This is a genomic window from Phormidesmis sp. 146-20, from assembly GCF_052939475.1.
Map to the genome: position 1 here is coordinate 1 of NZ_JBJPHT010000099.1, position 6,682 is coordinate 6,682.

Sequence of the window (6,682 nt, forward strand, 5' to 3'; positions counted from 1 at the left end):
GACCGATTTCCCCTCTAACTTTTCACCTTTGACACAAAACTATTGACATACCCAGATTGGACTCCAGGCAATTTGTCTCAAGCATCTAGCTCCGCTAGAAAGTCTTTTACAGAGCCGTACTGAATGCGACCTTCTGCAACATCTTGGCGAACTTCTTGAATTTCTTCTAGCAGTTGTTGACTCTGTTGTCGCCGCAGCCGTTTCGCTAAAATCTCCAGCAACAGTTGACGCTCTTCTAGCGATAGAGCTTCTGCAACCTCGATCGCTTGCTGAAGTCGAGAGTTTCGTAGGGCATCCGCCATAGATTTGGACAAGTGAGTGAAGAAGGTCACTCCCATCATAATGTTTGTTGTTAGCGATCGCGCTTTCTGCATCTAGATTATTCAAACAGAACCGCGATCGCTCAATTCAACAATGAAAGAACGATCGCCCCTTTGTGTTTCAAAAGGTGTGGAGCGATCGCTGATGGTAATTAGACAATTGAGGTGCGATCGCCTAGTTTAATAATGAAAGAACGATCGCGCCTTGGTGTTTCAAAAGCTGTGGAGCGATCGCCTCTTCCAGTTAAAGCCAATCAAGATGTTTAGCGACCAGTGCCCCTACATTCCTTAAAATCATGATAATCAGTCCATCCTTCAGTCCTAACGTAGATGTATCCTGCTTGTTTAGCGCTTGAGGCACTTTCACTCCATCTCATAAGAGTAAAGTTGTCACTTCTTTGAGCATTCCAGTACAGATCTAAACCCAATGTGATTTTGTTTGGATCAAACGAAGGATAGACGTATCCCTCAACTCGGACAAACCTATATCCAGATGCAACAGCACTGCTCTCACCTTCCTGAGTACTAGTGGTAAAGTGTTCTTGCCGTTGAGGACTGTAGTATGACTTTAAGGGAACTGTTCCAGGTTGTTGAGTTTGGAAAATGCAAGCTTCCACTCGAACAAATTTATACCCTGCTGCAACAGCAGCACTCTCGCTTTCCTGAGTAGCAAGAGTGAAATGGTCTTTCCGTTGAGAACTCCAATATGACTTTAGTGGGACTACTCGTATTGCCTGAGGTGGTTGCGGTGGTTGCGGTTGTGGTCGAGGTGGCGGTGGTTGAGCCGGAAAAAGTCCAGTCTGATTACAAACAACATTTTGCGGTTGGCATGGGCTAGGGACACCCGCTGCTGGAGGGGAGTTCCTTGCACATATAGAAAGACTATTGTTGTAAGCCTCTTGTTGAGTACTACCGTAGGCTTGATTGAGTCCGGCTGTAGAACATCTCCATTGAACTTGAGCTAACGCTCTTTGACTGAAAAAGCATGAGCTTGCCAGCGCACAGGTAGAAGCGAAAAGAAGCTTGGTAAGCATATGACTCCTAGCAGCTATGTGAGAAGCTTGTAGAAGCTATCTACAACTTCCAGAAACGATTCTAGCAATATTGATAATTGAAGTCGCATATTTTCTTGCGATCGCCAGACACAATCTTGCTATTTTCAGCGAAATTGTTTCGCAATCTGTTTACTTACACCTACCTAGCTCATGATTTTCACAGCGATATAATGAAATAATCCAGACAAATTCCCATTCAGCTAAAGTCATGAAAACTAGTGTAGAGATTGATGATGCTTTAGTTGCAGATGCCCTCAAAGCGACTGGGTTAACGGCTCAACAGGAAGTTATCGAACTCGCCCTGAAAACCCTGATTCAGATCAAGCGGCAGGAAGCTATCCGCTCCTTTCGGGGTCAGCTACCGTGGGACGGCGATCTGGAAACCCTGAGAACGAACGAATGATTTTGGTAGATTCCAGTGTGTGGATCGATTACTTCAACGGTCAAACGACACCATAGGTCGATCGACTCGATCAATTGCTAGGCACACAACCCTTAGCCGTGGGTGATTTGATTTTGGTTGGGGTCTTGCAGGGCTTTCGGCATGATGCAGATTACACCACAGCCAAACAGCTACTCACCTCTCTAACCGTTTTTAATTTGCTCAACACAGAGTTGGCGATCCAGAGCGCTGACCACTTCCGCACTTTGAGAAAACGAGGGATTACGATTCGGAAAACGATCGATGTTGTGATTGCTACGTTTTGTATTGCAGAAAACCACACTCTATTGTTTTCAGATAGAGACTTTATGCCTTTTGTCCAGCATCTCGGCTTGAATGCAGTCCTCTAAACCCTTGGCAGGATGGCTTAAATCGCCCAACACAATGTTGCTAAATCTGACGAAATTGTTGTCGATCGTTTAAACCACCTGAGAGCAGCAGACGCGATCAAAAGCAAGGGTGACGTTGCGCTATGCTAAAGCCAGATTAAATGGGGTGAAATGTGAATGGCTGAAACCCTAACTCAGACAACAGCGGCTCCCAATGATCTGCCGCCCCAGTTTCCCGACCACACACAACTCCCAGAGTCGGATGGTTCGTTTGCAAAGAATTTTCAGGAGCATCCCCAATCTTTAATCTTGACGGACTCGATCGCTACAACTCTGGAGCGAATTCATCCAGACGGGCAATATGCGAACGCCTCCGGCGCAGCGAAGCTGTTCGGGCAAGACTGCGGCATCTACTGGCGCGAAACGGAGCCACCTGAAAAAGGAGCAGAAGCACCGGACTGGTTTTATGTGCCCAACGTTCCGCCCAGACTGAAAGGGGAAATTCGGCGATCGTATGTGTTGTGGCGAGAGTTTATTGCCCCGACGATCGCGCTAGAATTTGCCTCTGGCGATGGCAGCGAAGAACACGACCAAACCCCGCTTTCCTATTCTGAAGACAGTGGAATCATCAGACCTGGCAAATTTTGGGTCTATGAGCGAATTGTACGGATTCCTTTCTACGGCATCTTCTTGATCAACAGCGGTGAGTTGGCGATGTATGAACTGGTAGGTGGGCAATATCAACAAATGACTGCAAACGATCGTGGACATTACCCGATCGCGCCAATGGAAATAGAAATTGGTGTATGGGAAGGCGCTTATCAGAATCAAAATCAACGCTGGTTGCGCTGGTGGAATTTGCAGGGCGATTTACTTCTGACGGGTAGCGAACGGGCGATCGTCGCAGAGGCAAAAGCCGCTAGGTTGGCTGAACGGTTGAGAGAACTGGGGGTTGACCCAGATTTGATTTAGCAATTTGTGGGGATTGCACTCAGCTTAAGCCAGCGATCGCTTGTACATCACCAGGAAAAATCGCCATGACAACCACTACGCGCCGCATGACCTTAGAAGAATATCTGGACTATGACGACGGAACAGATACTCGCTATGAATTAGTAAACGGGGAGTTAGCTGAAGTGCCTTCTGAAAGCGACTTAAACAATGAGATCGCGATAATCCTACTCTTTGCAATCGGTCAATTCGTCAACCCCAAGCTCCTGCGACGGGGCACTGAGGTTGTGGTCAATGGCTATCGAACCACGACGCGGATTCCTGACCTGATGGTGCTAACCGAAGACCTTGTGGCAGCCCTGACTGGAGCAAAGCGCAGCGTTGTGATGCCGGATATGCCACCGCCTGCCCTCGTGGTCGAAATCGTTTCTCCTGGCACGACTAACGAAGCGCGAGATTACCGTTACAAGCGTTCCGAATATGCAGCACGCAGCATTGCAGAATACTGGATTGTCGATCCGCAGCAGGCACAGATTACAGTTCTGACGCTGGTTGCAGGATTGTATGAGGAAGCGGTTTTTAAGGGAAACGATCGTCTCATTTCTTCCACCCTTCCAAACTTAGATCTGACTCCAGAACAGGTGCTACAAGCAGGCGCAAGTGAGTAACGGACGATCGCAATTAAAAGGTTCAATTCGCGAGAGGTGCGATCGCCCTACCAAGCGAGTTGGAAAGGATGACGCACTACATTTTGCGAAATTGCGTTGGTGAAACCTTGGTGTAGCAACGAAAGTATCTGGCAAGGTGGCTCTGGTTATTGAATTCGCACTCTAGCGCGATATCTGTCACTGTAAGTTCTGGTTTCCTCAAGAGTTGTTTTGCCTGTTCCACCCGTTGTTGCATCAGGTAGCAATGGGGACTCAGGCCAGTTGATCGCTTGAACATCCGACAGAAATGGTACTGGCTGATGTGCAGATTACCCGCCATGTCTTCCAGCAATAGCTTCTTGCCTGAGTGTTCGTTAATATAGGCGATCGCCACATTCAACTTATCTTTGGGCAATCCATCGTCATACGATCGGAAGACATGCTTGCGAGTGGCATAATGCTTTAGCAATTGAGCAGAGAACGCCGTTGCTAACGAATCAGCATAAAAACCGTCTCCAATGCCATCAACCTCCAGATCTGCCTTGAGTGCTAATCCAAGTTGATGGAGCAAGCGATCGACTCTCTTCAATTCCAACAAAAACTCAACTTAACTGTCCAGCATAAACGATGTTCCGCTTCCCTCCTAGCTTCCGTTTTAAGCTCAATCAGTTTTGTCAGTCAAGCAGGGGTTTCAACACATTGATTGACAGCAGATTCAAATGTTTTCATCCGATGACTCAGAATGGCTGGGCGATCGCTCCCTTGCAATGCTCTATTTAATGTAAGTTCGACGGAACCTTTCGCTGCGGTTGTCAATCCAGGCAGCCCCCTAAATCCCCCACGAGTGAGGGACTTTGAATCAAACATCTTGTCTGAAAGTCACCCAAAGTTGGGGGGGTGGGGGGCAGAAGCTGTAAACACCGAAGCGAAAAACTCTCATTGCTCGAATTCACGTCTATTTACATCGTTGTCAAAACAGACGAATAGAGTAATTACAGAAGTACTTGACATCAATTCGACAAAGTTATTCGCTTCGTTATTTAGCACTTTTGCCCAACCGCCCAATTCTGGGGGACTTTGAAACAGAATTCATGTTTGGTTACGTTTCAATTCTCAAGCGAGGGGTAAGAGAATTTCAAACTCGGTGCCGATCGCTAATTTCGTCTCCTCGGTCGGATTGATACAGGAATAGACTCGAAACTTGCCGCCGTGTTTTGCGGTGATGATGCGGTAGCTGGTGGTGAGGCTGGTTTCTTTGGGAGTGGTCGATTCGGTTTGAATGGCATCCATTAACTGTCGCTGAGTTTCGGCGGTCATTTGTGCGCCATTGTCTCCAATGCGAATCGAGACCCAACGCATTCCGCTGCCTTCGATCGAGCAGACATCTGTCGTGATCGTAATCTGAGGAGAAGTAGAAGTCGTGAGCAATCGACCACTGGGTAACTGTAATTCGGTGCCTAAGCGATCGCTGATTGCCTGATTAAGTAGAAGGTCGATCGCTCGACTCAAAATATTCATAAAAACCTGGCTCAGTTGTCCGATAAAGCAGGGGACAGGCGGCAAATGACCGTAGTTTTTATGAATTTGAATTTCACTGGTCAATCGACTTCTCAACAGTAACAAGACGCTATCTAAACAGGCGTGAATGTTGGCAGGTTTGGGATAAACTTCATCAATATGACAAAAGTTTTGTAGCCCGTTTGCCAGTTTTGAAAGCCGCTCTGCTCCAGTTTTAATGCTGTCTAACGTTTTGGGTAGATCTTCTTGAATGTAGTCGAGTTCGATCGTCGCTTTGAGGGTTTGAATTTCTCGCGGCTGTTGAGGAAAGTGCTTTTCAAAAGCGGTGATTAGCGCTAACAAATTGCGGCTGTAGTCTCCAAGGTGGCTGAGATTTCCCCAGATAAAACTGACAGGATCTAAGATTTCGTGAGCCACGCCATCAACAAGTCGCCCCAGACTGGCCATTTTGTCGCTTTGCAGCATTTCAACTTGTAGCCGTTCGTATCTGACTTGAGTTTCGATGCCGCGAATGTGCCAGTAGGCAATGTTGAGTTCGTGAGTGTCTAATAGGCGGTAGACTCCGGGTTCGAGTTGTAGCACGATCGGGTCACGGAGCAGATCGGGCGATCGTCGCAGGGCTTGTTGTGCGCCAAGTAAAATCGGGGTGTCTCCACTGAGGATGAGATTTTTGGTCTGGGTGTAGCTGTGCAAAACTCCCAACGGCTTGTGGAGAAACAGTTCTATCCCATGAGGGCGCAGCAAATACTCCAATAGACACTGACGAGAAACCATGCCGACAAACTGATTTTCGCGGGTCAAAATCACACCCGGCAACAGTGGATATTGCTGAAACACTTGAGCAACTTGACTGCCCAAACAGCGCAAATCTACCTGAAAGTTATAGAGCGGCAGTTCTTGTAGCGTTGATTCTAATTGGAGGGCATCCGTTTTTCCTTGAGACAAAACGGGCGGGGTTAATTCTGCGTGAAACTCGGTGACGATATCAGAAAACATCAAAAGCACCCATCTCGCTTTCTAGGCTTTTTCTGACTCTACACTGCCCAAATTTCTCTCAGTTTGCTCAGTTGCGAGAGGTCAGACGTACGACACTGAACGTTTGACATTAACTATTGAACATTGATTAAAACAACGTAGATTCGATGAAATCTTTCGCTATGGTGATTAATCCACTCAGCCCCCCAATTCCCAACCGTGAAGGACTTTGAACGAGAATGATCCGAAAGCCCCTCAGAAGATGTTTGAAAAGTATCGTTTATCATGTCTACCCGCCCCCAGCCTGTAAGTCTGCCGTGTACACACAAGTCGATCGATCGGTCATTGCTGAGATCCTTCGCCCCCTAAATCCCCCAAAGTTGCTTGTCATTACCAAGATCTCCTATCGTAGAAGTAAAAGAGGTAGAGTGAAGTCATGAACCTA

At 47.2% G+C, this 6,682-nt stretch carries 8 protein-coding genes and 1 pseudogene; 5 read left to right on the top strand and 4 right to left on the bottom strand.

All coding sequences use genetic code 11. The features are described from left to right. Positions 1-77: 77 nt before the first annotated feature. On the bottom strand, positions 78-302 hold the full coding sequence (locus ACKFKH_RS33150; RefSeq protein ID WP_446862661.1) for a hypothetical protein: 225 nt from the start codon (positions 300-302) through the stop codon (positions 78-80). A gap of 281 nt (positions 303-583) precedes the next feature. Next, on the bottom strand, positions 584-1,051 hold the full coding sequence (locus ACKFKH_RS33155) for a hypothetical protein (RefSeq protein ID WP_446862667.1): 468 nt from the start codon (positions 1,049-1,051) through the stop codon (positions 584-586). On the opposite strand from ACKFKH_RS33155, the gene ACKFKH_RS33160 reads away from it, so the two are divergent. The 5 genes and pseudogenes from ACKFKH_RS33160 (at position 1,027) to ACKFKH_RS33180 (ending at position 3,765) form a co-directional block, all read left to right on the top strand. Beyond that, positions 1,027-1,158 (top strand): hypothetical protein, encoded by a 132-nt coding sequence (locus ACKFKH_RS33160; protein ID WP_446862668.1) that lies wholly within the window; start codon positions 1,027-1,029, stop codon positions 1,156-1,158. The genes ACKFKH_RS33155 and ACKFKH_RS33160 overlap by 25 nt on opposite strands. Before the next feature lie 425 nt (positions 1,159-1,583). After that, positions 1,584-1,778, top strand: a complete 195-nt coding sequence (locus tag ACKFKH_RS33165) for a type II toxin-antitoxin system VapB family antitoxin (protein ID WP_446862662.1) — start codon at positions 1,584-1,586, stop codon at positions 1,776-1,778. A 71-nt stretch (positions 1,779-1,849) separates the two neighbouring features. Continuing rightward, positions 1,850-2,167 (top strand): annotated as a pseudogene (vapC, locus tag ACKFKH_RS33170) (type II toxin-antitoxin system VapC family toxin); the annotation flags it as partial. A 156-nt stretch (positions 2,168-2,323) separates the two neighbouring features. Further along, entirely contained in the window at positions 2,324-3,118 is a 795-nt protein-coding gene (locus ACKFKH_RS33175; protein WP_446862663.1) for a Uma2 family endonuclease, read from the top strand. Positions 3,119-3,183: 65 nt separating this feature from the next. Further along, a complete protein-coding gene (locus tag ACKFKH_RS33180) occupies positions 3,184-3,765 on the top strand; it encodes a Uma2 family endonuclease (RefSeq protein ID WP_446862664.1) in 582 nt (193 codons plus the stop codon). A 76-nt stretch (positions 3,766-3,841) separates the two neighbouring features. On the opposite strand, the gene ACKFKH_RS33185 is transcribed toward ACKFKH_RS33180, so the two are convergent. Then, entirely contained in the window at positions 3,842-4,339 is a 498-nt protein-coding gene (locus tag ACKFKH_RS33185; RefSeq protein ID WP_446862665.1) for a helix-turn-helix transcriptional regulator, read from the bottom strand. Positions 4,340-4,857: 518 nt separating this feature from the next. Continuing rightward, the gene (locus tag ACKFKH_RS33190; protein ID WP_446862666.1) at positions 4,858-6,258 is read right to left on the bottom strand and encodes an ATP-binding protein; all 1,401 of its coding nucleotides are present in this window, start codon (positions 6,256-6,258) and stop codon (positions 4,858-4,860) included. Between the last annotated feature and the right edge of the window lie 424 nt (positions 6,259-6,682).